The organism is Pseudomonas sp. SG20056 (assembly GCF_031764535.1).
GTDB lineage: Bacteria > Pseudomonadota > Gammaproteobacteria > Pseudomonadales > Pseudomonadaceae > Aquipseudomonas.
In genome coordinates this window covers 2,221,419-2,247,894 of record NZ_CP134499.1, presented here as the reverse complement: position 1 = coordinate 2,247,894, position 26,476 = coordinate 2,221,419, and the positions used below count along the sequence as shown (strand labels likewise).

Here is a 26,476-nt window from a genome sequence, read left to right as displayed (position 1 = left end):
AACCGAGGCTTACATGCCGTTGGCAAATGCCGGGTTGCTCATATCGATACTGGCGCGCACCGGAAGCAATGCATGCGCGTACTTGGCCAGAATATCCAGCTCGTAATCGATGCGCGCATGCAGACGCTGGTCGTCTTCGCTGCTTGGCTCTGGCGTGTTCAGCACCTTCTCGACGCTGCGCACGATCAGATGTTCAGGCAGGTAGCAGAGGCGGCAGTTCTTGTAGCTGGACGCGCGCAACTCGCTGATCGGATAAGCCCCTCCAACCCCTGACGATACGCCCACCAGCAACCCTGGTTTGTGCGCCAGCTCCGCCTTGCTGGCGTAAATAAAGAAGTTCTTGATGGCCGGGCAAGCCATGCCATTCCACTCCGGAGAAACGATCACCACAGCGTCGGCAGCTGCCAGTTGCTTGCTGTAAAGCCCCCATGGGCCGGTATCGTCAGCGGGCCAGAGCGGCAGCGGTGCGAGGCCCAGGTCAATCACATTGCTCTGCGCATCATCGGTGTGGCCCAACTGAATCAGACGCTGGCGCAAGAAGCGGGCGACCTTTCCCGATTGGCTGTTACTGCGGCTGGAACCGGCCACCAGAGCGATATTGAGCATCGTGCACCTCTCTTAATTACGAGTCATAAATGAAAAACGCAGGCTAACGATTGCTAGCCTGCGTCACAAGGAAACAGCCGCCAGAGTGGCGGTCCGATGGTGCCACGCCTGACGGTCACACGCGGAACTGGTCCATCAGACTCTGTTGGTGGTTGGCCAGTTTGTTCAGACCTTGGCTGATTTTTGCCGACTCATCGGCCTGGGCGGAAATCGACTCGGTGACATCGCGGATCGAGGCCACGTTGCGGTTGATTTCCTCGGCCACCGAACTCTGTTCTTCAGCAGCGCTGGCGATCTGCAGGTTCATGTCGGTAATCACGCTAACCGCCTGGCTGATGCGCTGCAGCACGGCCACGGCTTGTTCCACTTGTTCGACGCTGCCCTGGGCCTGGCGATGGCTACTGTGCATGGTACTGACCACTTCCTTGGTACCGCTTTGCAGACCTTCGATCACCTGGCGAATTTCCTCCACCGAGTCTTGGGTGCGTTTGGCCAGGTTGCGCACTTCATCGGCCACCACGGCAAAACCACGGCCGGCTTCACCGGCGCGGGCGGCTTCGATGGCAGCGTTGAGGGCGAGGAGGTTGGTCTGTTCCGCGATTGAGCGGATCACCTCGAGTACCGAACCGATCTTCTCGCTGCTATTGGCCAGGCCTTCGACTTCCTGCATGGCCACGTTCATCTCATTGGCCAGCAGTTCGATGGTCGAGGTGGTTTTACCGATCACGCTCATACCTTCCCGGCTGGCCTGGTCGGCGGTGCGTGCCGCTTCTGCGGCCTGGGCGGCGTTATGCGCCACATCCTGCGCTGTAGCGCTCATTTCCTGGAATGCGGTGGCCACCTGATCGACTTCACGGTATTGCTGCTGCATGCCGTCGCTGGTCTGGCTGGCGATCAGTGCGGACTGATCGGCCGTGCTGCGGGCGTCCTGAACGCTGCGTTTAACGTCAGCGATGATCGGTTGCAGCTTGTCGAGGAAGCGGTTGAACCAACTGGCCAGTTCGCCGAGTTCGTCTTGCTTGGCGTATTCCAGGCGGCGGGTCAGGTCGCCTTCACCGCTGGCGATATTTTTCAGCATTGCCGCGACGCCGAGAATCGGCCGGGTCACGCCCAGTGCTGTCAGCCAGATCAGCAGAATACCCACCACCCCGGCAGCCAGACCGAGCCCCAGCGATACCGCCGTACTGCGTGTACCCATTGCATCCATTTGCGTTTCTAGGCGAGTGGCGGGCTCCAGCAGAACGCTTTCTGGTACCTCCATCAGAACGCCCCACGGCTGGGACTCAGGAATTGGCAGCAGCGGTTGCAGTACCTGCAGCGCACCGTCGTGGTGCAAAACTTCCGGGCGGTTACTGGCCACCAGGCTGGTCATTTCGCGGTGTTGGTCTGCGAAGGCTTGTTCCAGTTTGCCGCCCAGCAGGCTGCTGTCACGGCTGTGGCCGGCAAGCAGGCCCGCAGGGCTAATGATGCTGACATGCCCGGCGCCGTCGAAAAGATCCTTGTGTGCACTAGTGCTGAGCTCCTGCAGGCTGGCCAGGCTAATGTCCACACCAAGTACGCCAATTACCTTGCCGCCTTGTTCCAGCGGGAAGGCGATACTGGTCATCAGGGTTTTCACCCCGTCGGCTTCGTCGATATAGGGGTCGAGCAGGCACACCTTCTTCTGCTGCAAGGGGCAGCTGTACCAGGCGTTATAAGGCGCGCCGCTGATACCGGGCGTAGCGTCATTCAGGTCTGCCTCTTTCATCGCCTCGGCGCTGAGTTCGCCGTCATCGCCTTGTGCCCAATAGATTGAGAAGCGGCCCTTGTCGTTGCTGCCGAGGTTTTCCTGATCGGTAAACAGGTCATCTTTGCCGTCCAGAGCGTTGGGCTCGAACGCCACATAGATACCCAACAGGCTGCGGTTGGCCTCCAAAGCGCTGCGTACCTGACGGGTCAGGTCTTCGCGCAGGTCGAAGGCATCAAGAAAGCGTTTTTCCGCCTGTTCGCGGATAAACAGCACCTGGGTGGCGGCGCCGCGCCCGTACTGGTAGGCGTCCATAAAGTAGCGCTGCATTTGCAGTGCCTGCGACTCGCCGCGTGCTGTCATACGCAACTGCGCGGACTCCTGCAGCATGGCTGTGCTGGCCTGCTTGACCAGGCTGGCGCTACGCGATGCCTGGATGACCGAAGCGGAAACCAGCACCGCAACAATGGCCAGCAAGCACAGGCCGGCCAGTAGGGTGATCTTCAACTGGATGGAAAGTCGGCTGAACAGCATTTTCAGGACCTTTATATGGCAGAGGCTTAGAGCGCCTATCGGCGCTTAGGCGCTTTTCTTTAAGTTTCACGTCAAGTAAAGCAGAGCAAGTTGCAGGCCAGCGGCAGCTTTGAAATGGCAGGGTAATCGAAATTAGCAACGGCTTGTACAGAATAATTTACGGGTGTTTTGACAGGTCAGTCAGCATTGTGCAGAGTACGCGCCCTTCGCCGAGCCGGCGCAGCATCCAGAGAAGGTCGAAACCTTCGCGGACCTATTTAAATTGCGGGAGTAAATCGATGAACGCAGTCGTTGCGGCAGTGGGGATCATGCTGATTCTCAGCTTGTGCCGCGTGCATGTGGTGGTAGCCCTGATCGTCGGCGCCTTGGCCGGTGGCCTGCTTGGCGGCCTGGGTATTGAGGGTTCTCTGGCGGCCTTTAATAAAGGACTAGGCGGCGGGGCGACAGTGGCGTTGTCCTATGCCTTGCTGGGTGCCTTTGCCGTGGCGATTGCCAAATCCGGTCTGGCCCACGCACTGGCGGACAAGGCCTTGGCCATAGTCGGCAAACAGGACGCCAAAGGCGCGGGTCTGCTCAAGTGGCTGCTGATTGCGCTGCTGTTGGCGGTGGCAATTTCCTCGCAGAACATTCTGCCGATCCATATCGCCTTTATCCCGCTACTGGTGCCGCCACTGCTGTATGTATTGAGCAAGCTGCAACTCGACCGTCGCTTGATCGCCTGTGTGCTGACTTTCGGCCTGATTACCCCGTACATGTTTCTACCGGTTGGCTTTGGCGGAATCTTCCTCAATGACATTCTCCTGGCCAATGTGGCCAGCGGCGGTGTCGATACCAGCAACCTGGACGTAACCAAGGCCATGGCGATTCCGGCGCTGGGCATGCTGTTCGGCCTGCTGGTGGCGGTGCTGTTCAGCTACCGCAAAAAGCGTGTGTATGACCTGAGCAAGATCGAGCAGGCCGAGCGCGGGGATGTCGCCTACAACCCGTTGAGTCTGCTGGTGGCGGGCGTGGCGATTGTTGCGGCATTTGTCGTGCAGCTGTGGTTGGACTCGATGATTATCGGGGCCCTGGCTGGCTTTATCATCTTCTCGGTGTCTGGCGTGGTGCGCTGGAAAGAGGCCGATGGCCTGTTTACCGAAGGCATGAAAATGATGGCGATGATCGGCTTTATCATGATCGCTGCAGCCGGGTTTGCCGAAGTGATGAAGGCTACCGGTGAAGTGAAAAGCCTGGTCGACAGCTCCGCCGAACTGATTGGCCACGACAAGGCCCTGGGTGCGCTGCTGATGCTGCTGGTCGGCCTGCTGGTGACCATGGGCATCGGTTCGTCGTTCTCCACCGTGCCAATCATCGCGGCGATTTTCGTGCCGCTGGGGCTACAACTGGGCTTCAGCCCGCTGGCCATTCTGTGCATCGTCGGCACTGCCGGTGCCTTGGGCGATGCCGGTTCACCTGCCTCCGATTCGACCCTCGGGCCAACCGCTGGGCTTAACGTTGATGGCCAGCACAACCACATCTGGGACAGCGTGGTACCGACCTTCCTGCACTACAACCTGCCGTTGCTGGTATTCGGTTGGGCAGCAGCTATGGTGATCTGACCGGGGCATTGCTCGCCTGCAGCGCAACAGCGTCAGGCGATTCAACCTTTCAGCGGGGCTACCGATAAACCGGTAGCCCCGTTTTCATTCCGCTGTTCTGCTAAGCAAGGATCTGCCGATGCGCCTTACCCTGAAATCAAAAGTCGTGCTGTTGGCACTGATACCGGTGGTGCTGTTTGCCCTGGTGCTCAGTGGTGCCGCTGCCAAGGTGTTACAGAACCTGGCTGCCCAAGAAGTTGAAGAAACCCGCGAGCGCCTGCTACAGGAAAGCCGCAATGAGCTGCAGCATTACGTGCAGATCGCCCTGGGGTCGGTGCAGACCTTGTATGACGGGGCTGCGCAAGGCGATATGGCCAGTCGTGAGCAGGCCGTGACGATCCTGTCGAAGATCAAGTTCGGCAAGGACGGCTACTTCTTCGGCCACGATTCCAATGTGGTGCGCCTGTTCCGCGGCGATAGTCCGGTAGACGTCGGCAAAAGCCTGGCGGACCGCCGCGACCCGAATGGCGTGTACATCAACCGCGAACTGGTGAATGTCGCCAAGAACAACAGCTACTACGTCAATTACAGCTCGCCACTGCCGACCGATGATTCGGTGCTGGTGCCAAAAATGGCTTACAGCTATTACCTGCCGAAATGGGATATGGCCTTGGGCACGGCAATCAACCTCGACGGCGTCGAAGCGCAGATTGCTCAGGTACAAGGTGAAATCGACGAGCGCATCAGCACCATCATCACCAGCATCATGGTGATTGCTGCCGTACTGCTGGTGATATTCGGCATTGTCGGAGTGGTTCTGAGCAACACCTTCCTGCGCCCGCTGCAGCAGATCAAGGACAACCTCGATGACATCGCCGCCGGTGAAGGCGACCTGACTCGTCGCCTGCCAATCAATGGCGACGATGAGCTTGGCCAACTGGCGGGCTCGTTCAACCGTTTTGTCGAGAAGATTCACGGCCTGGTGCGGCAGATCGTCGACATGACCGGCCAGCTCACCGAACTGGTCGGCCAGGTATCGGCCCAGGCGCAGCGTTCCGAAGAGGCCATGGAGCGTCAGCGCCATGAGACCGATCAGGTGGCGACCGCCATTAATGAAATGTCCGCCGCCGCCCATGAGGTCGCGCAAAGCGCCCAGGGTGCAGCAGAGGCGGCGCAGAAGACCGACACCGAAGGCCAGGCGGCGAAAGAGGTGGTCGATGGCAGCATCGAGCGCATCCACACCTTGGTGCAGGACATCCGCGACAGTGGCGTTTCCCTCGACACCCTGCAGAAAGACGTGTCGTCGATTGTCAGCGTGCTCGACGTGATCCGCTCCATCGCCGAACAGACCAACCTGCTGGCTCTCAACGCCGCCATTGAGGCAGCGCGGGCCGGTGAAGCGGGGCGCGGCTTTGCCGTGGTCGCCGACGAGGTGCGCGCGTTGGCCAGCCGTACGCAGCAGAGCACCCAGGAAATTCAGGGCATGATCGACCGCCTGCAGAAGGGCACCCAGGATGCGGTGACAGCGATGCGCCGCTCCAGCGATGCCGGTGATGTCACCAGCGAGCAGGCTAATCGCGCCGGTACGTCGCTGGATGCCATCGCGCAACTGATCGGCACCATCAATGCGATGAACGCGCAGATTGCCAGCGCTGCCGAGGAACAAACCGCCGTGGCCGAAGAGATCAACCGCAGCGTGCACAAGATTGCCGTGGCGGTAGACAGCGTGGCCGACGAAACCCAGCAGGGCGCACAGACCGCGCGCAACCTGGCCGGGCTGGGCGAACGCTTGGGCGCACTGGTGCGTCAGTTCCGCATCTAGTACCTGACGCAGCCACAATGAAAGGGAAGCCCAGCTTTCCTTTTTTATTGTTCTGAGCATTAGTCCGTAGGAGCGGGCCATGCCCGCGATAATCGTTTCGCGGGCATGGCCCGCTCCTACGGAAATAGCGCACCGGTAGATAACTGCAGCAGCTTAAAACCCGCCGCGCTATATCCAATAAGTATGCAGCCCTGTGGTTAGCGGAAGTTTCTTGGACTAACGTGCACGAATCGCCAGGCTGGCTTGAATGTCGAGCGGCGGCGACACGTTTGGGTGCGCGCAGTTACTGCTGCTTCGGCGCGGTGTATGAGCAGTCTCCAGTGGGTGATGGGCTGATTTCGGGTGACAGCTGGAGGGGATTCGTACAACGGCTTGGGTATGTGGACCCATCGATAACAACAAGATGAGGGACTCACCATGTCTGTAGCGATAACACTTCGGCGCTGTGCTGCGCCGCTGATGGTTTCTGCACTGGCCATGCCGGTGCAGGCCGAGCAGGGCGATTACAACTTCTGGCAAACCCTGAGCAACCTGGTGGTGGCACCGGCAGCAGATAACAAGGTCACCCCGGCGCAACGCCTCGGCCCGTACCCGCTGCTGGCGAACCCGAGCGGTTTCAACAGCGGCTTCAAACCAGCCAACTACTACGCCTGGCAAACCGTGCAGATGGCCCCGCAAACCGGTGCCGTGTGTGGCAATGGCTCGCCGTACAAATTCTTCGTCAACCGCGTGCCCAATACCCGCAACACCATCATCTATCTGGAGGGCGGCGGGGCCTGCTGGGATTACGCCAGTTGCACCGGGCAAAGCGGCATTCGCGGCGCACGTAACCCCGACGGCATTCCCAATGACTACATGAGCCTACTCAATCCGGGTGCCAGTCTGGTCAGCCCCTTCGTGGTGCGTCTGCATCCCTGGACGCGGGTAAAGACCCAGAACTGGAACATGGTCTATGTGCCGTATTGCACCGGCGACATTTACTCCGGCGACAAGGTCGCGGTCTATGAAGACCCGCAAAGCCAGCAGGCGCCGTTGGTCTGGCACCACAACGGCCTGCGCAATATGCGCGCGGTGGTGGGTTGGCTGAAAGACAACCTGCCGCGCCCCACGCAGATGCTGACCACCGGTTGCAGCGCAGGCGGTGCCGGCAGCCTGACCAACTATGCACCAACCCGGCAGGACATTGCGCCGACGCGCAGCTTCCTGATCAATGACTCCGGCCCGGTGTTCTCGGCCATCACTGGCGGTGGTAACGAGGCTTATCCCTCTCTGCCGTTGCAGGGCTTTATCCGCAATGCCTGGGGGCTGGACGCTGGGCCGTTACCGTACCTGCAGTCGCGTTTGCCGGGGCTTAACCTGAACAACCTGGGCACCATTTACCCGGCGTTGTCGAGCAACCTGGCGGCTGATCGCATGGGCCATACGCACTTCTGGAAGGACCTGAATTACTCGTCCTATTCCTATGAGCGTTTCTACCCGGAAATCATCAATGCACCGAACCAGGCCGCCAAGGAGGCGCTGATTCACGCCAAGTGGGATGTGGACACCGGCAGGCTGCGTAACGAGCTGGCCAACCTGCCGAATGTCGGCGGTTACTTCCCGCAGTACCGTGCGGTTAATGAAAGCCACTGCACCAGCATCATCGAGTTTGCCAACGCGGATATTCAGGAGCAGAACCTGCAGCTGGATGATTTCGTCAATAACGTGATGAATGGCAGCGGCCCGGTACTGGATGCCTCTGAGCAGAGCGACACCGCCGACCGCAACAAACCCTTCAACCTGCTGTACTACGCACTCGACCAACTGCTGTAACGCTGTCGCCCGACCTGAGCAACCTGCTCAGGTCGGGTTATTGATAGTGTTGTTCGCGCGCTTGCTGCAAGCGTTGGCGCAGGTACTCATCACGGCTCAGCCCATCGGGGAAGCTGTCCATGCTCAGCACTTCCTCAACGATGCGCTTCTCATCGGTCTTGTAACGACGAAACTCGGCGCTAGGTGTCGTAGCCTTGGCTTCGCGCTCGGCGCTAATTGCCTTGTAGCGGGCGACCAATGCAGCGGCCTGATCTTTCTGTGCTTGTTCATCGCCAGCGGTGAGCTGAATCAGCCCCAGTTGCAGTAACAGCGACTCACTCATGGCCAGTTCACTGCGTTGCTCGTACGTTTCGATCTGCTCACGCAAGGCCTGCGCCTGGCTTTCACGTTGCGCGGCTGACAGCTCGGCGGCGCCGCTGACAAAGTCGCGGTAGGCCTGATGGAATGCCAGGCGTTGCTCCTGGTTTTTCACGGCTGGGTTTTGCAGCAGCTCTTGTAGCTGCGCCTCGGTGGGCATCGGTGTTGCCGGGCTAACGTCCGAGAGCCGGCTTGTGGTGTTGTCGGCCTGATTGGCCTGCGCAACTACCTGCGGCTCGCTCTGTAGGCGCCAATACAAGGTGCCGAGCACGGCAATCAGCACCAGCCCACCACCCACTAGAAGAGGTTTTCCCTGCATCGGCGATCTCCTGAATGACGCCGCACCGTGCGGCGTTATCAGCTTAGACCAGTCTGCATTCAGCGCTTCTTGCTGACCCAGGCCCAGAGCATTTCACACTGGATCGGCTGGATGCCGGCTTCATCGGTCACGGTTACGGCAACCAGTACTTCGCCTTTCTCCTGGGTGTGAATGGCTTGAATCTGCTCGGCTGTCAGGCTGGCCACGGCGCGCAGGCTACCGGTGGCGCGCTTGAGGTAGTCGACCTTGAGGCTTTTGATCAGCGGCAGTTTGTCATCCGGCACATTCATGCCGACCAGAAAGCCCGTGGCGGACTCAGCCAGCAGCGCCATGGCGGCAGCATGCACGCCTTTGATGTGGTTCTGCACCTTGCGCTTATTGGCGATGCTCATGACCGCCTGCTGTTGGGTCAACGTATGCACGCGTACCTTGGCGGTACCGGCGAACTTCACCTGGGAGCCAAACAGCAGCGACAGTGCCGGGCTTTGCAGGGCAGTGGGCAGTTGCTGGATTTTGCCGACGATACGGCTCAAGCGGTTGCTGGACATGCTGATGCTCTTTGCGCAGAGGAAAGGGCATGAGTCTGTCATAGCGAAATGTGACCGGCCAGGGCTGGCCGGTCACATTGTTGCCAGTCGATTAGAGCAATCGACGGCCGTCTTCGCGGGTAATGATCACGGTGGCCGAGCGCGGACGCTGACCAAGACCATCGGGCCAGGTGCTAAGCAGGTTGGTCGCCGTTGAGCCTTCCCCCGGGTGCTGGATATTGACGAACAGGGTGCGGAAGTCCGGAGTGGCGGTAATGCCGGTCACCTCGGCGCCCACGGGCCCCACCAGGAAGCGTTTCAGCTCACCGGTACGCGGCTCGGCCACCAGCATCTGGTTATTGCCGAACGGGCCACTGCTCAATTGGCTGCCGCTCATGTCGGTCTGAATCCACAGCCGGCCTTCCTCGTCGAACCACAGCCCATCAGGGCTGGCCAGGCGGTTATCCGCCGTCAGCGGTTTGCCATTCGGGCCGATGCAGTCGGTCTCCGGGCCTGCCAGCATAAACAGGCTCCAGGCAAACTGCCGACCGGCGTAATCCTTGCTCAGCTCACGCCAGCGGATGATATGGCCGAACGCGTTAGCGGGCCGCGGGTTGGCCGCATCGGGGCTGGTCCGGGCACTGTTGTTGGTCAGAGTGAAGTACACCTCGCCGTTGTCCGGATTGACTGCGCCCCATTCCGGACGGTCCATCTTGGTGGCGCCCACCACGTCAGCGGCCAGGCGGGTATTGATCAATACATCACCTTGGTCGGCAAAACTTACACCGGCGGCCTTGCAGGCTTTCTGGAATTTCTTGTCGTGGATATCCAGCGCCAGCCACTCTCCCTTGCCACTGGCATCGAAGCGCGCGACATACAGTGTGCCTTCGTCGAGCAAACGGCCATTGCTACGCCCTGGACGGTATTTGTCACGGCTGACGTATTTGTAGATGTACTCGTTCTGCGAGTCGTCGCCGGAGTAGCAGACCACTGGGCGGCCTGATTTCACCGGGGCGAACACCAGGCCTTCGTGGGCGAAGCGACCGAGCGCCGTGCGCTTGATGGGCACGGACTCCGGCGCAAATGGATCGATTTCGACAATCCAGCCAAAGTGGTTGGGCTCGTTGCGATAGTCCGCGCTGGCCGTGGTGGTCATGCGCGTGGCATCGAAACGCTCGAACTCATCGCCCTTGAGGTGATCCCAGCCGTAGCGGCTGCTGCTGCGCAAGCCGTAGCGGCTCAGCTCGCGCGGCAAATCGGTATCGCGGCTGGCAAAGTAGCCGGCCCAGTTCTCTTCGCAGGTCAGGTAGGTGCCCCACGGGGTAAAGCCATGGGAGCAATTGTTCAAGGTGCCGCGCGTTGCCGTGCCTTTTGGGCTGTAGCGGGTTTTCAATAGCGCATGGCCGCGCGCCGGGCCGCTGATCTGCATGGGCGTTGCGCCGGTGATTCGGCGATTTCTGGCACTCGGCAATACGCTCCACTCGCCATTCAGGCCACGGCGGACTTCCACCACGGAAACGCCGTGGGCGTTGATTTCCTTGCGTACTTCTTCGGCGCTGCTGCGTTTGCCGGCCACCAGCGTCGGGCCGTTGGGGTGCAGCAGCGGCGCGTCGATGTATTCGTGGTTAAGTACCAGCAGGCCGTGATCGCTTTTCTTGCCGCCGCGCTGTGCATCAATCGGGAAGAAATGCATACCGTCATGGTGCATGCCCAGTTGCTCGGCCTGATCCTGGGCACTGTTGCTGCCGTCACTCAGGTAAGCCGGGTAATTACCGGTTATCGGCGTACCCCAAGGGATAAAGGGGGTGGCACGGTAACCGGTCGGTACGCTGATGCTGTCTAGGCGGTTGGTCGCGATAGCCGTGAAGGGCAGCTTGCTGCGCGGTCTAAAGTGCATTTTTTCCAGGCCTTTGGCGGCTGGCTCTGCCGCAACCGCGGCGCCAGGCATAACACTGCCGAGAAACGCCAGGGTGCCGAGCGCTGCACCGGCGGCCAGCACCTGCCTACGGCCTACGCCGTCGATCAGCTGATTGATATGCGGGTTATCGGACGCATTGCTGGGCAATTCATCGCCATTGCCGAACAGCACTGAGTTGTCATTATTCTGGCTCATGCAGGCTCCTTGGATTAATCGACGGGTGTCTGACGCTATCCAAGGAAATTGACGTAAACATGACAGCGGTTGTGCGAAAGCGCACAAAACCGGAAGAAGGGCGAATCGCGGGCAAAAAAATGGCCGGGAGCCATTTTTAACGTCGCACAGCGACGGCCAGAAGAGTGGCCGCCATGGATGGCCGGCCATAAAAAAATCCCAGCATTTCTGCTGGGATTTTCTCAACACCCTCAACCTTGATCGTGGCCTCGGTTGAGTGAGCCGGTTCTTAGCTGAACTGGTTCATGGTGTTGTCTTTGCCGCCGGCTTTCAGGGCCGCTTCACCAGCGAAGTACTCTTTGTGAGCGTCGCCGATGTCGGAACCGGACATGTTCTGGTGCTTAACGCAGGCGATACCTTGACGGATTTCCTGACGCTGAACGCCTTTCACGTAAGCCAGCATGCCTTGGTCTGCGAAGTAACCTTTGGCCAGGTTGTCGGTGGACAGCGCGGCGGTGTGGTAAGTCGGCAGAGTGATCAGGTGGTGGAAGATACCAGCCTGAGCAGAACCGTCACGTTGGAAGGTGCGGATACGCTCGTCAGCAACCTGAGCCAGTTCGGTTTCGTCGTACTCGACGCTCATCAATTGGGCGCGGTCGTAGGCGGAAACGTCCTTGCCTTCGGCTACGAATGCATCGTAAGCCTGCTGACGGAAGTTCAGGGTCCAGTTGAACGATGGGCTGTTGTTGTAAACCAGCTTGGCGTTAGGGATGACCTTACGGATTTCATCAACCATGCCTTTGATCTGGCCGACGTGTGGCTTCTCGGTTTCGATCCACAGCATGTCAGCGCCGTTCTGCAGCGAAGTGATGCTGTCCAGTACGCAGCGTGCTTCACCGGTGCCAGCACGGAACTGGAACAGGTTGGACGGCAGACGCTTAGGACGCAGCAGCTTGCCTTCACGCTTGATGACTACATCGCCGTTGCCCAGTTCGGCTTCAGAGATTTCTTCACAATCCAGGAAGCTGTTGTACAGATCGCCCAGGTCGCCCGGCTCTTTAGTCACGGCGATTTGCTTGGTCAGGCCAGCACCCAGGGAGTCGGTACGCGCAACGATCACGCCGTTGTCGATGCCCAGTTCGAGGAATGCGTAGCGAACAGCGTTGATCTTGGCCAGGAAGTCGGCGTGAGGAACGGTTACTTTACCGTCCTGGTGGCCGCACTGCTTCTCGTCGGAAACCTGGTTTTCGATCTGGATGCAGCAAGCACCCGCTTCGATCATCTTCTTGGCCAGCAGGTAGGTGGCTTCCGGGTTACCGAAGCCAGCGTCGATGTCGGCGATGATTGGTACTACGTGAGTTTCGTAGTTGTCGATCTGGTTCTGCAGGTCAGCAGCTTTGGCGTTGTCGCCAGCAGCGCGGGCAGCGTCCAGAGCGCTGAACAGCAGGTCCAGCTCACGGGCATCAGCCTGGCGCAGGAAGGTGTAGAGCTCTTCGATCAGGCCGGAAACCGAGGTTTTCTCGTGCATGGACTGATCCGGCAGCGGACCGAAATCCGAACGCAGAGCAGCAACCATCCAGCCCGACAGGTAGAGGTAGCGCTTGTTGGTAGTCTTCAGGTGCTTCTTGATCGAAATCAGCTTCTGCTGACCGATGAAACCATGCCAGCAGCCCAGGGACTGGGTGTAGACGGAGGAGTCAGCATCGTACTCAGCCATGTCTTTGCGCATGATGTCGGCAGTGTACTGAGCGATTTCCAGACCGGTTTTGAAGCGGTTCTGGGCGCGCATGCGGGCCACAGACTCAGGGTCAATAGCGCTCCAGCTGCTGCCTGCGGCGGCTTTAAGGGCGGCTACGGCTTTGATGTCGTTTTGATAAGCTGACATGGTCAATCCTTCAAAGTATGTGTTTGGTTGAGCACCGACTTCCCCACTGAACACCTGTGTTGCTGGAGGTTGTTGTAGCCAACTGCAGAACGCCGAGACATCGACTTGAGACGGAATTGATCCGGGAGGAGGGTGACGAGCTAAACAGTTCGCGGCTTCAGCTGTTGCAAATGACTGGGTCATTTGGCGTTCACCGGATCAAAGATACCGTTGCACGACTCAACTTGCTGTGCTCGATGCGCGCTGTTGCTAAACGCTTCCCCGTCCCTCAGGACAACTTCGTTCCAGTCGCAATCTCATCGAACGGCCTTGTGGGCTTTACAACGCAAATCGGCTCTGACGGTAAGTTGGAGCGCGATTCGGAGGGCCTTTCAGCACCTCTGATTAGCGGGAGCGGGGCCATCATGCCTCTGCCAAAAGTGTTCGTCAATTATTTTGTAGTGCTTTTCGTATGACTACTACATAAATCCGAAAGCGACCGGCAAGTCAGCTTTTACGGCTCTATCCGGCGGCTTGCGGGGTTGGGCAATGGTTGCGAGGTATTTGCTTTGCAGCAGCGGCGAAAATCAGCCGATGAGCGGTTATCGGTACTGGGCCAGGGGCGGCCCAGTGCGAGGGAGGGGCGGCGGGGTCTAGTTCACAACGTCGACTTTGACGCGCATGCTCATGTCTTCGCGGCCCTGGGTCGAGCGGTGTTGCAGAAAGTCGCCTTGCTCGCCCTGGCTCTGCTCGCTGACGCCGCCAATGCTGATCCACTCACCCACGCGGCCAGTGACCCGCGTATCGGTGCTTTGCACATCAATAGCGCCGGGTTGCGATTGGCTCAGGCGGTCACGGTTGCTGCTGATGTTGATGTGCACCAACTCGCCACTTAGGCTGGCAGTGACGTAAAAACCACGGGTGACGTTGCGGTACTGGGTATTGCTGTAGGGCTGGCCATAGACATCACGCCCTCGGGTGGTCAGCGGTACGCTCTGGCCAACCTGAATTAAAGCAGGGTAGCCCTCGGTGGCCTGCACCTGCTGAGTGCCGCCGCTGCGGCTATCGGTGCTGCGGCGGATGATGCGTACCTGGTCGCGGCCATTGATTTCACCCTGGCCGATCTGCACCTCGGCATCGCCGGCGCTGATCGTGCTGTCGGCGCGGTAGCCGCGATCGGACTGAAAACCCGACTCATTGGTGTCGACGCTGATCAGCAAGCGCCGTGGCTCGGTATCGAGTTGCTGCAGCAGGGCGCGCACTTCGGCAATCTTCGCCGGTTCAGCATTGACGATCAGCTGGTTGCCATAGGCGTTGACCTTGCCCTCATGGCCGAGAACCGATTGCACCACGCTGAGCACCTCATCAGCCGTGCGGAAATTCAGCGGAATCACTTCGGTAGCGGCGCTGAGGGGCAGGCTACAAGCAAACAGCGCGGCGGCGAGCAGGGTGCGAACCTTCATAGCAGAAAACTCCGTAAATCAGCGTCGGTAATGCTGGTATCCCAGGCTTGATCAAACTGTGCGCGCCGCTGGCGATTGCGACCGGGGTCCTGGTAAAGGGCATAGCCGCTGGCCTGGCCAATTTCCGGCAAGAGCAGCAAGCCGCGATCATCGGCCAGCAGAAACGCCAGCTCCTCACTAGGGTAATCCGGGTGCAGCTTGCGGATCTGCAGGTTGGAGGACAGCCGGCGCGAAAGGCTGAGCAGGCGGTGGCCTTCCTTGACTGCACGGCTGGGGTCGCGCAGCAGAATGCGCAGTTGGTTGCGCGGGCTGGCCAGCAGAAAACGCGTGCAGGCGTCTTGCACACTGCTGTGATGATAGAGCCAAGGCTCCAGGTCGTGACTGTAGATGCACAGGCTGCGCTGTGCTTGCTGCAACAGCGCGAGGGCATGAGCGCGGGCCTGTTCGGGCTGGTTGAAGCGTTCCAGCGTGGCATGTGCGCCGAGGCTAAACGGCGCCGGCTCCGCCCGTGGGCTATCCGAGTTGGGGCTGCCCGGATTGTGCACAGCAAAACGCCCCGGTGACTGAAACTCGATGGCAGGGAGCTCTATGGGCTCCACCAGCTCGGTAGGGTCACTCGGGGCGTTTTCGTCGTTCATCTTGGCCTCTAGGCGCTATGACGCACCATGTCCACGTGGGGGATGCCGGCGTCGAGGTATTCCCCGCTGACGATGGCAAACCCGAGCTTTTCATAGAAGGCAGTGGCGTGCACCTGGGCGCTGAGCATTTGCTGAGTCAGGCCACGCTGTTCCGCTTCTGCGATCACCGCCTGGATCAGCGCGACACCGACGTTCAGACCGCGCCAGTCCTTGAGTACCGACACTCGGCCGATATGGCCATCGGGCAACAGGCGTGCAGTACCGATCGGGTAGTCGCCTTCCAGGGCCAGAAAATGCAAGGCATCGGCGTCTTCGGCATCCCATTCGAGCTCCGGCGGCACCGCTTGTTCCGCGATAAACACGGTTTCGCGAATGCGCCGCAGGTCAGCGTTGTCCTTCTGCCAGTCGGCCAGACGAACGTGTATCTCACTCATCAGCAAACTCCAGGCTGCCTTGTTTGACCAGTTCAACCAACAGGTTACGCCCTTCGTCATCGGCGAGCCACGCACCGAGGTTTTCGATATGCAGGGCATCGGCGGAACAGACCAGTTTCAGCAGCTCACGCAGGCCGGCCGAAAGCAGACGGCTCTGGCCACTGGCGAACAGCACCAGATCTTCACCAACTTCCGACCAGGCCATACGTGCGCTGGGGTTGCGGATCAGGATCGCGCCATTTTCCAGGCCGGCGAGGAAGCCTTCTTCGTCAATCTCGATGCCGGCAATCAGCTCCGGGTACTTGGGTTCGGTCATAAATTGGCCGAACCAGGTCATCAGCAGCCGCTCATCGCTCATGTGTTCGGTGAGTAGGGCCTTGAGGCGATCCAGGGCGTCGCGCTGGATCTGCGTAGGGTCGCTGGTCGGCTGCGCGTCAGCGTCGCTGTAGCGCTCTTCGTCAGGCAGGAACTGGCCGAGAAAATCGGTGAAATGGGTGAGAACTTCAGCGGCGCTTGGCGCACGGAAGCCTACGGAATACGTCATACAGTCATCCTCAGCGGTACCACAGTGGGCCAGAAGCGGCGGCAGATAGAGCATGTCGCCGGGTTCCAGAACCCATTCTTCAGTTTTAACGAATTCGGCGAGGATCTTCAGATCCGCGTGTTGCAGCATTGGGCTGTCGGAATCGCACACCTGACCGACCTGCCAGCGGCGCTTGCCGTAACCCTGCAGGAGGAACACATCGTAGTTGTCGAAATGCGGGCCAACGCCACCGCCAGGTACGGCGAAGCTGACCATTACGTCATCGATGCGCCACTTGGGCAGAAATTTGAACTCTTCCAGCAGTTCGGCTACTTCAGGGACGAACTGGTCGACCGCCTGCACCAGCAGGGTCCAGTCGCGCTCGGGCAGATCGGCAAAGGCGTCTTCTGCGAACGGGCCGCGGCGCAGCTCCCAAGGGCGCTCGCCATGTTCGATGACCAGGCGCGATTCGATTTCTTCTTCCAGCGCCAGGCCGGCCAGCTCGTCGGGGGAAATCGGGCTCTCAAAACCGGGGATGGCCTGGCGTACCAGCAGGGGTTTCTTCTGCCAGTAGTCACGCATGAACTCGCGAGCAGTAAGGCCACCCAACAGTTGCAGCGGAGTATCAGGATTCATCGCTAAGCCCTTGAAGTCAGTAAGTACCCATAAATAAAAACGCCCGGCGCAGCCGGGCGTCTGGGAGGCTGTTGCCGGTTAGATGCGCTTGGCCTGAGCGACCGCGTTGCCGATGTAGCTGGCAGGGGTCAGGAGCTTGAGCTCGGCTTTGGCTTCTGCTGGCATGTCCAGGCCATCGATAAAGGTCTGCAGCGCTTCGGGGCTGATGCCCTTGCCGCGAGTCAGTTCCTTGAGCTTCTCGTAGGGGTTTTCGATGGCGTAACGGCGCATCACGGTCTGGATCGGCTCGGCGAGCACTTCCCAGCAAGCATCCAGGTCGGCTGCGATGCGGACTTCGTTCAGCTCCAGCTTGCCGATGCCCTTGAGGCTGGCTTCGTAAGCGATAACGCTGTGAGCAAAGCCGACACCGAGGTTGCGCAGCACGGTGGAGTCGGTCAGGTCACGCTGCCAGCGCGAGATCGGCAACTTGCTGGCCAGGTGCTGGAACAGCGCGTTGGCGATGCCCAGGTTGCCTTCGGAGTTCTCGAAGTCGATCGGGTTGACCTTGTGCGGCATGGTCGAGGAGCCGATTTCGCCGGCGATGGTGCGCTGTTTGAAATAGCCCAGGGAGATATAGCCCCAGATATCGCGATCAAAGTCGATCAGGATGGTGTTGAAGCGGGCGATGGCGTCGAACAGCTCGGCGATGTAGTCGTGCGGCTCAATCTGCGTGGTGTAGGGGTTGAATTGCAGGCCCAGGTCACCTTCGATAAATTGCTTGGCGTTGGCTTCCCAGTCGATCTGCGGGTAGGCCGACAGGTGAGCGTTGTAGTTGCCCACCGCACCATTGATCTTGCCCAGCAGTGGAACCGCCGCAACCTGAGCGATCTGGCGCTCCAGGCGGTAGACCACGTTGGCCAGTTCCTTACCGAGGGTGGTCGGCGATGCAGGCTGACCGTGGGTACGCGAAAGCATCGGCACGTCGGCGAATTTGATCGCCAGCTCGCGGATGGCTTCGGCGGTCTGACGCATCAGTGGCAGCAGCACGTCGTCACGGCCGGCGCGCAGCATCAGGGCGTGGGACAGGTTGTTGATGTCCTCGCTGGTGCAGGCGAAGTGAATGAACTCGCTGACCTTGTCCAGCTCAGGCAGCTTGGCAGCTTGCTCCTTGAGCAGGTATTCCACGGCTTTGACGTCGTGGTTGGTGGTGCGCTCGATTTCTTTGACGCGCTCGGCGTGCTCGACGGCGAAGTTGTCAGCCAGCTCATTGAGCACAGCGTTGGCTTCGGCGGAGAAGGGGGCTACTTCGGATACGCCTTCATGGGCGGCCAGGCGCTGCAGCCAGCGTACTTCAACCAGAACACGGAAACGGATCAGGCCGTATTCGCTGAAAATGGGGCGCAGAGCGCTGGTTTTGCCGGCGTAGCGGCCATCGACGGGGGAAACCGCGGTGAGCGAGGAAAGCTGCATGGGAGGCGTTCTCGGACAATCGGGCATTGAAAAGGGCGCGTATCATACATGAAATCAACGCCCGGCCGCGATTGCTTCAGCTGCCTTTGCGACGACTGATCGACAGCAGGCTGGCACTGAAAATCAGTGCGGCGCCTAGCAACGAGGTCAAATCGGGCGTTTCACCCCAGCGCAACCAGGCAATCAGTCCAGCGAACACAATCGCCAGATAGGCGAAGGGGCCGATCAGGCCGGGTGGTGCCAGGCTGTAGGCCTTGGACATGACGATCTGACTGGCGGTTGCCAGCAGGCCGATCACCAGCAGCAAGCCCAGCTCGTGTTGGGTCATCGGCTGCCAGGCCCAGGTCAGCGGGATGGCCGAGATCAGAGCGCTGAACAGGGAAAAGTAGAAGACGATGCGAAAAGCCGGCTCGGTGTCGCTCATTTCGCGAATTGAGACAAAGGCGAACGCCGCCAGCACACTGGCAGCGAGGCCGATCAGGGCCTGACTGTCGAGCAGTGCAGCTGAGGGTTTGGCCACCAACAGTACGCCAACCAGGCCGATGCCAGTGGTCAGCAGCATGCGCTTACTGAGCGGCTCCTTGAGCCACCACCAGGCAATCAGTGGGGTGAACAGCGGTGCCGAGTAGGTGAAGAGCATGGCATCGGCCAGTGGCAGGTGGGCAATGGCGTAGAAGAAGCAATACATCGCCGCCAGGCCGTAGGTGGTGCGCCACAGGTGAGACTTCAAGCGGGTGGTCTTGAGCGGGCCAACCCCTTTGAGCAAGACCAGCGGGATAAAGAACAGCACACCGACCAGGTTGCGAAAGAACACCACCGATTCATTGTTGACGCTGACCGACACTTCGCGAATGCCCACACCCATCAGGGAAAACAGCAAGGCGGACAGCGCCAGCAATGTAGCGCCCTGCAGCGGCTTGACCGAGCGCGTGCTCATGCGCTCAGGACCGCAGCAGCGGGTAGAGTTCCTTGAGCAGCTTGCTGCGGCTGAACACCATCTGCCAGCGATGGCCGCCCAGTTGGCGCCACAGGCGTGCCGAGCGAATGCCTGCGAGCAGTAGCGCACGGATCTTCGCGGCATTGTTTGTCTGTTGCAGGTGGCGCATATCGCCTTGCACTTGGATGCGCTGGCGGAAGGTGCTGATGGTGTCCTGATACAGGCTGGCGCAGTTGGATATCACGTTTTCATGGGTCGGGCCGAAGTGCTCAACCTGCTGCTGTACTTGATCAAGGCGGCTGCCCATGACTTGCAGCATATCGCCGCGCTTATCCAGCTGACGCTCAAGGGCCAGCAGCGCCAAGGCATAACGCAGTGGATCACGTTGCAGGCTGGCCGGGTCGCGCTCCAGGGCGCTGACCAGGGCGCGGTAACCATCACGCAGGTTGAGGTCATCGCCGCCGTAAACGTCCAGCGTGTCTTTCGGGTCGCGTACTAACAAGCTGTTGATCATGCAGGCCACGGCGGGCTCGCCGATCTGGCCGGTACGCGCCAGTTTGTCGACCAATACGGCTGATTCGAATACCGCGCCGAGGGCGATCAGTTGCTCGCGGATAGGATTCACGCCGTTTGCTCCCGCACAGTCCAGGGTTCAGCGGTTTCAATCACGCCGCCACCCAGGCAGATTTCACCGTCGTAGAACACCACGGACTGTCCCGGTGTCACAGCGCGCTGCGGTTCATTGAATACAGCGCGGTAGCCGCTGGCGGTTTTCTCCAGCGTGCAGGTCTGATCGCTCTGGCGATAGCGCACCTTGGCCGTCAGCTCACGCGGCGTGCTCAGATCAATCGGGTTGACCCAGTAAATTTCCGAGGCGAGCAGGGCGCGGCTGAACAGCCATGGGTGTTCATTACCCTGACCAACCACCAGCACATTGCGGGTCAGGTCTTTGTGCAGGACATACCAGGGCTCGTCACTGGCGTCTTTCAAACCGCCAATGCCCAGTCCCTGGCGCTGACCGATGGTGTGGTACATCAGGCCGTGATGACGGCCGATAATTTCACCTTCGGTGGTTTCGATATTGCCGGGCTGAGCTGGCAGATATTGTTTGAGGAAGTCGCTGAAACGCCGCTCGCCGATAAAGCAGATGCCGGTGGAGTCCTTCTTCTTCGCCGTGGCCAGCGCATATTTCTCTGCGATGGCACGTACCGCTGGTTTTTCCAGCTCGCCTACGGGAAAAAGCGTCTTGGCAATCTGCTCGCCACCGACCGCATGCAGGAAATAGCTCTGATCCTTATTCGGATCGAGGCCCTTGAGCAGCTCGGTGCGCCCGTCGATATCACGGCGGCGCACGTAGTGGCCGGTGGCAATCAGGTCTGCACCGAGCATCAGGGCGTAGTCGAGGAAGGCTTTGAACTTAATCTCGCGGTTACACAGGATGTCTGGGTTCGGCGTGCGTCCGGCCTTGTATTCAGCCAAAAAGTGCTCGAACACGTTGTCCCAGTATTCAGCGGCAAAGTTGGCGGTGTGCAGCGTGATGCCAATTTTGTCGCACACGGCCTGCGCGTCGGCCAGGTCGTCCATAGCGGTGCAGTATTCGGTGCCGTCGTCTTCGTCCCAGTTCTTCATAAACAGGCCTTCGACCTGATAACCCTGTTCAAGCAGGAGTAGAGCTGAAACCGAGGAGTCGACGCCGCCGGACATACCGACGATTACGCGCTGAGTAGTTGGATCTGGCATGGGGATACGGGGCACGGGCTTAAAAAGAGGGCGATTCTAGCAGGCGCAGAGCTGTGGCCGTTAATCGCGGATCAGGCTCAGGGGATAACACTGGCCGCTCAGGTAGTCATCAATGCAGCGCAGCACCAATTCACTGCGCCAGCGCTCGGGTTGAGCTGCCAACTCGTCACGGGTCAGCCAGCGTGGACCGATGATGCCGTCATCCAGCGGATAATTGAGCCTTTGCTGCAAAGGTTTGGCGGCAAAACACACGCGCTGGTAGGTGATGCCGTTACTGGGGGCGATGTACAGGTAAATGCCGGTAACGCCAGTCAGCTCGACATCCCAGCCAGTTTCCTCAAGGGTTTCGCGCAGCGCGGCCTGTAGCAAGCTTTCATTGGCTTCCAGATGGCCGGCAGGTTGGTTGAACACGGCACGGCCTTCGGCCATTTCTTCGACCAACAGAAAACGGCCCTGGTCTTCGATGACCGTGGCCACGGTGATATGCGGCTGCCACTGCATAAACGTGCTACCTGTTATGAGAAAAGGCGATCTTATCCTGATTCGCTCTACCCTGAATGCACAAACCCCGGCACATGGCCGGGGTTTGCGGTGTTGCTGTGCCCGGGGGCACAGGGTGCTACGTCTTAGTTCAGCGCAGCGAGTGCGGCATTGAAGGTCGCGCTCGGGCGCATGACCTGGCTGGTCAATTGCGGGTTGGAGCGGTAGTAACCGCCGATGTCCACGGGCTTGCCCTGTACGGCGCTGAGTTCGGCAACGATGGTTGCTTCATTCTCGGTCAGAGTTTTGGCCAGTGGCGCGAACTGCGCTTTCAGTTCGGCATCATCGTTCTGTGCGGCCAGTTCCTGAGCCCAGTAGAGCGCCAGGTAAAAGTGGCTACCACGGTTGTCCAGCTCGCCGGTTTTGCGCGATGGCGACTTGTTGTTGTCGAGCAACTTACCGGTGGCCGCATCGAGGGTTTTGCCCAGCAGTTTGGCTTTCGGGTTGTTGGTCTTGATCCCGGTCTCTTCCAGGGAAACCGCCAGGGCCAGGAACTCGCCGAGCGAATCCCAACGCAGGTGGTTTTCTTCAATCAGCTGCTGCACGTGCTTGGGTGCCGAGCCGCCGGCGCCGGTTTCGTACATGCCGCCACCGGCCATCAGTGGGACGATGGAGAGCATTTTGGCCGAGGTGCCCAGTTCCATGATCGGGAACAGGTCGGTCAGGTAGTCGCGTAGTACGTTGCCGGTTACCGAAATGGTGTCCTGGCCACGAATCAAACGCTCCATGCTGGCGCGAATGGCCTGGTTGTAGTCCATAACGCGGATGTCCAGACCGGTCAGATCATGTTCCTGCAGGTAGGTTTCGACTTTCTTCTGCAGTTCGCGATCATGGGCGCGCTCCGGGTCGAGCCAGAAGATTGCTGGGGTGTTGGATTGGCGAGCACGAGTCACGGCCAGCTTGACCCAATCGCGGATCGGCGCATCTTTGGTCTGGCAGGCACGCCAGATGTCACCAGCCTCGACCTCGTGCTGCATCAGCACTGTGCCATCTGCCAGTACTACGCGCATGGTGCCATCGGCGCTCATTTCGAAGGTCTTGTCGTGGGAGCCGTACTCTTCGGCTTTCTGCGCCATCAGGCCAACGTTCGGTACGCTGCCCATGGTGGTGGGGTTGAACGCACCGTTGGTTTTGCAGAAGTTGATCATTTCCTGGTAGATGCGGGCGTAGGTGCTTTCCGGCATCACCGCTTTGGTGTCCTTGAGCTTGCCGTCCTTGCCCCACATCTGCCCGGAGCTGCGAATCATCGCCGGCATCGAGGCGTCGACGATCACGTCGCTTGGGATATGCAGGTTGGTAATGCCCTTGACCGAGTCAACCATGGCCATTTCCGGGCGGTGGCTGTAGCAGGCGTGGATATCATCGAGAATTTCTTCCTGCTGCGACGCTGGCAGGGATTTGATCTTGTCGTAAACGCTGCTGATGCCGTTGTTCGGGTTGACGCCCAGCTCTTCGAACAGCTTGCCGTATTTATCGAACACGTCTTTGTAGTAGACGCTGACAGCGTGGCCGAACACGATCGGGTGGGAGACTTTCATCATGGTCGCCTTGACGTGCAGGGACCACATCACACCGTTTTCCTTGCAGTCCTGCAGGGTGCGCTCAAAGAAATCGCGCAGCTTGCGGCAGCTCATAAACATGCTGTCGAAGACTTCGCCTTCCTGCAGGGCGAGCTGCTTCTTGACTTCAATCTTGCCGTTCTTGCCGACAAACTCGATACGCACGTCACCGGCCTTGGCCATGGTGATCGACTGCTCGCTGGAGAAGAAATCGCCACCGCGCATGTAATCGGCGTGGGATTGCGAAGTCATGCTCCACTTGCCCATGGAGTGTGGGTGCTTGCGTACGAAGGCTTTGACTGCGGAAGGCGCGCGGCGGTCGGAGTTACCTTCACGCAGCACCGGGTTGACCGCACTGCCAAGCACTTTGCTATAACGGGCACTGGCGTCTTTTTCGGCGTCAGTTTGTGGGTCTTCCGGGAAATTCGGGATGTTAAAGCCTTGGGCTTGCAGCTCGGCGATTGCACCTTTGAGCTGCGGCACCGAGGCACTGATGTTTGGCAGCTTGATGATGTTGGCATCTGGCGAGGTGGCCAGTACGGCCAGCTTGGCGAGGTCGTCGGCGATTTGCTTGTCAGCATCCAACTGGTCGGCAAAGCTTGCAAGGATGCGCCCTGCAAGAGAGATGTCGCGTGTTTCGACGGCAATCTCAGCAGAGGCTGCGAAGGCTTCTACAATAGGCAGAAGCGAATAGGTCGCAAGGGCTGGAGCTTCGTCGGTGAAGGTGTAGATGATCTTCGAGGGGGTGGACATTCTGAGTGAACTCTCTTCTTTGCTGAGCGTGCATAGCGACTCGACATGCGCAGGTAAGCGCTGAGGCCCATATGGATGAACCAGAAGTCGAGGACTTGCCGCGGTGATGTTGGATGCACCAGTAGAGTGTTAAGCGTTTCGAGCCGTTGAAGCGCTGTAGCAGTTCGACGGTTTCAAGAGGCGGACAACCTGTTTGAACGATCCGCGCCTTATGACCTGTGAGTCATCTGTGAAGTATACCACCGCGCTAACGCGTCGCAGAATGCCTTGGCGCATAAGACCAACGAACATATGGTTTCGCCCGATTCAAGTGGGTTACTCTGGGGCGATCTGACTGTTTTAACCACAAGACGGAGTCCAGCATGGGATACCAAAAGATCCAGGTGCCTGCCACCGGTGACAAAATCACCGTCAATGCCGATACATCCCTGAACGTACCGAACAATCCAATCATCCCTTTTATCGAAGGCGATGGTATCGGTGTCGATATCAGCCCGGTGATGATCAAAGTAGTTGATGCGGCCGTACAGAAAGCCTACGGCGGTGAACGCAAGATCTCCTGGATGGAAGTTTACGCAGGCGAGAAAGCCACTCAGGTTTACGACCAGGACACTTGGTTGCCTCAGGAAACTCTGGATGCAGTCAAAGACTACGTCGTTTCCATCAAAGGCCCGCTGACCACGCCAGTCGGTGGCGGCATCCGCTCCCTCAACGTTGCGCTGCGTCAGCAGCTTGACCTGTATGTCTGCCTTCGCCCAGTACGCTGGTTCGAAGGCGTGCCAAGTCCGGTGAAGAAGCCTGGCGACGTCGACATGACAATCTTCCGTGAGAACTCGGAAGATATCTACGCCGGTATCGAGTGGAAAGCTGGCTCGCCAGAAGCAACTAAGGTGATCAAGTTCCTCAAAGAGGAAATGGGTGTAACCAAGATTCGCTTCGACCAAGACTGCGGTATCGGTGTTAAGCCGGTTTCAAAAGAAGGTACCAAGCGTCTGGCACGTAAAGCGCTGCAGTACGTAGTCGATAACGACCGCGACTCGCTGACCATCGTGCACAAAGGCAACATTATGAAGTTCACCGAAGGTGCCTTCAAAGAGTGGGCCTACGAAATTGCCGCTGAAGAATTCGGCGCAACCTTGCTCGATGGCGGTCCTTGGATGCAGTTCAAGAACCCGAAAACCGGCAAGAATGTCATTGTCAAAGACGCCATCGCCGACGCCATGCTGCAGCAGATCCTACTGCGTCCGGCCGAGTACGACGTAATCGCCACCCTCAACCTCAACGGTGACTACCTGTCCGATGCGTTGGCGGCTGAAGTCGGTGGTATCGGTATCGCTCCAGGTGCCAACCTGTCCGACACCGTTGCGATGTTCGAAGCTACCCACGGTACTGCACCGAAGTACGCTGGTAAGGACCAGGTGAACCCAGGCTCACTGATCCTCTCCGCCGAAATGATGCTTCGCCACATGGGCTGGACCGAAGCGGCTGATCTGATCATCAAGGGTACAAATGGCGCCATCGGTGCCAAAACCGTGACCTATGACTTCGAGCGCCTGATGGACGGTGCCAAGCTGCTGTCCTGCTCGGCATTCGGTGATGCGCTGATTTCGCACATGTAAGCCAATCAGCTTCTACATAAAGAAAGGCCGGTCAAATGACCGGCCTTTTTTGTGGGCGATTAACTGCCCAGATGACTAATCAGACTTCAACCGTTGAGCCCTGGTGTTGCTTGACAGCGGCGGGCGCTTCACTGGCGGCAGTAGCCGCGCTGATGTTTACGGCGTGGAGTCCTTTTGGACCTTGAATAATATCGAAGCTTACCGGCTGGCCAGCCTTCAGCGTTTTATAGCCGTCCATCTGGATAGCCGAGTAGTGGGCGAACAGGTCCTCATCTCGACCATCGGCCAGGATGAACCCATAGCCTTTGGCGTTGTTGAACCACTTGACCTTACCGCTAACCATGCTGATATCCCTCTGCAAAGGACTCCATCACTGGAGTATCATCCACTTCAATCCCACACATGGTTCGCCAAGGCGGGCCGCGTGTGAAACCCCTTAATACCCACGCTGGGTATTCATTGTTTGTAACACCGTTTTGCCGATAGTCAAGGCAATGCTGTAACTGGCTGAGAAGCCGTTCAAACTCTGTCTAGCACAGACTATTCGCCCATCAACGAAGCTATTCAGCATGCATGCACGTAGCCAGATTCGACTAACATTCAATCAGGATCGCCCCGCAGAGCATGAGGACGATTCCTTCGGCTTAGCCGTTCAGGAATCAAAGCCCGCCCTGCAGGCGCCTCCTATGTATAAAGTGATTTTGTTTAATGACGACTACACGCCCATGGATTTCGTGGTCGAGATTCTCGAGGTTTTTTTCAACCTGAATCGAGAGATAGCGACCAAAATCATGCTGACCGTCCATACAGAGGGGCGGGCAGTATGTGGAGTGTTTACCCGCGATATTGCTGAAACCAAAGCGACACAGGTGAATCAATATGCGAGAGAGAGCCAGCATCCGCTACTCTGTGAAATAGAGAAGGACGGTTAACGCCGGCCACTTGGGCA

General features: G+C 59.0%; 20 protein-coding genes and 4 pseudogenes. 6 read left to right on the top strand and 18 right to left on the bottom strand.

Annotated elements, in window-relative coordinates:
* Nucleotides 1–9: 9 nt before the first annotated feature.
* From RHP75_RS10775 to RHP75_RS21255, 3 genes and pseudogenes are all read right to left on the bottom strand, one after another.
* Nucleotides 10–606, bottom strand: a complete 597-nt coding sequence (locus tag RHP75_RS10775) for an NAD(P)H-dependent oxidoreductase (RefSeq protein WP_311088187.1) — start codon at nucleotides 604–606, stop codon at nucleotides 10–12.
* Nucleotides 607–721: 115 nt separating this feature from the next.
* Nucleotides 722–1,234, bottom strand: a pseudogene (locus RHP75_RS21260) (methyl-accepting chemotaxis protein); the annotation flags it as partial.
* Nucleotides 1,235–1,627: 393 nt separating this feature from the next.
* Nucleotides 1,628–2,647: pseudogene (locus RHP75_RS21255) on the bottom strand (cache domain-containing protein); the annotation flags it as partial.
* Nucleotides 2,648–3,144: 497 nt separating this feature from the next.
* Between RHP75_RS21255 and RHP75_RS10765 the strand changes: the two are divergent.
* From RHP75_RS10765 to RHP75_RS10755, 4 genes and pseudogenes are all read left to right on the top strand, one after another.
* Nucleotides 3,145–4,464, top strand: a complete 1,320-nt coding sequence (locus tag RHP75_RS10765; RefSeq protein ID WP_311088185.1) for a Na+/H+ antiporter NhaC family protein — start codon at nucleotides 3,145–3,147, stop codon at nucleotides 4,462–4,464.
* Nucleotides 4,465–4,582: 118 nt separating this feature from the next.
* Nucleotides 4,583–5,107: pseudogene (locus RHP75_RS21250) on the top strand (cache domain-containing protein); the annotation flags it as partial.
* Between the two features lie 141 nt (nucleotides 5,108–5,248).
* Nucleotides 5,249–6,265, top strand: a pseudogene (locus RHP75_RS21245) (methyl-accepting chemotaxis protein); the annotation flags it as partial.
* A 417-nt stretch (nucleotides 6,266–6,682) separates the two neighbouring features.
* Nucleotides 6,683–8,077: a pectin acetylesterase-family hydrolase gene (locus tag RHP75_RS10755; protein ID WP_311091842.1), complete on the top strand. Its 1,395-nt coding sequence runs from the start codon at nucleotides 6,683–6,685 to the stop codon at nucleotides 8,075–8,077.
* Between the two features lie 37 nt (nucleotides 8,078–8,114).
* Here RHP75_RS10755 and RHP75_RS10750 read toward each other — a convergent pair whose 3' ends face one another.
* From RHP75_RS10750 to RHP75_RS10685, 14 genes are all read right to left on the bottom strand, one after another.
* Entirely contained in the window at nucleotides 8,115–8,753 is a 639-nt protein-coding gene (locus tag RHP75_RS10750) for a hypothetical protein (RefSeq protein WP_311091841.1), read from the bottom strand.
* A 59-nt stretch (nucleotides 8,754–8,812) separates the two neighbouring features.
* Entirely contained in the window at nucleotides 8,813–9,301 is a 489-nt protein-coding gene (locus tag RHP75_RS10745; protein WP_311091840.1) for a DUF4442 domain-containing protein, read from the bottom strand.
* A gap of 91 nt (nucleotides 9,302–9,392) precedes the next feature.
* Nucleotides 9,393–11,393 carry a PhoX family phosphatase gene (locus RHP75_RS10740; RefSeq protein ID WP_311091838.1) on the bottom strand — a complete coding sequence of 667 codons (2,001 nt, stop codon included), beginning with the start codon at nucleotides 11,391–11,393 and terminating at the stop codon, nucleotides 9,393–9,395.
* Between the two features lie 268 nt (nucleotides 11,394–11,661).
* Nucleotides 11,662–13,257 (bottom strand): isocitrate lyase, encoded by a 1,596-nt coding sequence (locus RHP75_RS10735; protein WP_311091836.1) that lies wholly within the window; start codon nucleotides 13,255–13,257, stop codon nucleotides 11,662–11,664.
* Nucleotides 13,258–13,889: 632 nt separating this feature from the next.
* Complete coding sequence (locus tag RHP75_RS10730) at nucleotides 13,890–14,699, bottom strand: secretin N-terminal domain-containing protein (protein ID WP_311091834.1); 810 nt, start codon at nucleotides 14,697–14,699, stop codon at nucleotides 13,890–13,892.
* Nucleotides 14,696–15,337, bottom strand: coding sequence for a histone acetyltransferase HPA2 (locus tag RHP75_RS10725; RefSeq protein WP_311091832.1), 642 nt, complete (start codon nucleotides 15,335–15,337; stop codon nucleotides 14,696–14,698). The genes RHP75_RS10730 and RHP75_RS10725 overlap by 4 nt, the downstream gene beginning before the upstream one ends.
* A gap of 8 nt (nucleotides 15,338–15,345) precedes the next feature.
* On the bottom strand, nucleotides 15,346–15,771 hold the full coding sequence (locus tag RHP75_RS10720; RefSeq protein ID WP_311091829.1) for a GNAT family N-acetyltransferase: 426 nt from the start codon (nucleotides 15,769–15,771) through the stop codon (nucleotides 15,346–15,348).
* Complete coding sequence (locus RHP75_RS10715; RefSeq protein WP_311091827.1) at nucleotides 15,764–16,930, bottom strand: cupin domain-containing protein; 1,167 nt, start codon at nucleotides 16,928–16,930, stop codon at nucleotides 15,764–15,766. The genes RHP75_RS10720 and RHP75_RS10715 overlap by 8 nt, the downstream gene beginning before the upstream one ends.
* 78 nt (nucleotides 16,931–17,008) lie before the next feature.
* On the bottom strand, nucleotides 17,009–18,379 hold the full coding sequence (gene purB / locus RHP75_RS10710; protein WP_311091825.1) for an adenylosuccinate lyase: 1,371 nt from the start codon (nucleotides 18,377–18,379) through the stop codon (nucleotides 17,009–17,011).
* A gap of 76 nt (nucleotides 18,380–18,455) precedes the next feature.
* A complete protein-coding gene (locus tag RHP75_RS10705; protein WP_311091823.1) occupies nucleotides 18,456–19,316 on the bottom strand; it encodes a DMT family transporter in 861 nt (286 codons plus the stop codon).
* Between the two features lie 4 nt (nucleotides 19,317–19,320).
* A complete protein-coding gene (hflD, locus tag RHP75_RS10700) occupies nucleotides 19,321–19,941 on the bottom strand; it encodes a high frequency lysogenization protein HflD (protein WP_090253665.1) in 621 nt (206 codons plus the stop codon).
* Nucleotides 19,938–21,056, bottom strand: a complete 1,119-nt coding sequence (gene mnmA, locus RHP75_RS10695) for a tRNA 2-thiouridine(34) synthase MnmA (RefSeq protein ID WP_311091819.1) — start codon at nucleotides 21,054–21,056, stop codon at nucleotides 19,938–19,940. Before mnmA ends, hflD begins: the two co-directional genes overlap by 4 nt.
* Before the next feature lie 60 nt (nucleotides 21,057–21,116).
* Nucleotides 21,117–21,557: an NUDIX hydrolase gene (locus tag RHP75_RS10690; protein WP_311091817.1), complete on the bottom strand. Its 441-nt coding sequence runs from the start codon at nucleotides 21,555–21,557 to the stop codon at nucleotides 21,117–21,119.
* 125 nt (nucleotides 21,558–21,682) lie between these two features.
* Entirely contained in the window at nucleotides 21,683–23,908 is a 2,226-nt protein-coding gene (locus tag RHP75_RS10685) for an NADP-dependent isocitrate dehydrogenase (protein ID WP_311091816.1), read from the bottom strand.
* A gap of 362 nt (nucleotides 23,909–24,270) precedes the next feature.
* On the opposite strand from RHP75_RS10685, the gene icd reads away from it, so the two are divergent.
* Complete coding sequence (gene icd / locus RHP75_RS10680) at nucleotides 24,271–25,527, top strand: NADP-dependent isocitrate dehydrogenase (RefSeq protein ID WP_090253672.1); 1,257 nt, start codon at nucleotides 24,271–24,273, stop codon at nucleotides 25,525–25,527.
* A gap of 79 nt (nucleotides 25,528–25,606) precedes the next feature.
* Here the strand turns inward: icd and cspD are convergent, their stop codons facing one another.
* Nucleotides 25,607–25,870, bottom strand: coding sequence for a cold shock domain-containing protein CspD (gene cspD / locus RHP75_RS10675; protein ID WP_090386463.1), 264 nt, complete (start codon nucleotides 25,868–25,870; stop codon nucleotides 25,607–25,609).
* Between the two features lie 226 nt (nucleotides 25,871–26,096).
* Between cspD and clpS the strand changes: the two genes are divergently transcribed.
* On the top strand, nucleotides 26,097–26,459 hold the full coding sequence (gene clpS / locus RHP75_RS10670) for an ATP-dependent Clp protease adapter ClpS (RefSeq protein ID WP_311091814.1): 363 nt from the start codon (nucleotides 26,097–26,099) through the stop codon (nucleotides 26,457–26,459).
* Nucleotides 26,460–26,476: the final 17 nt, after the last annotated feature.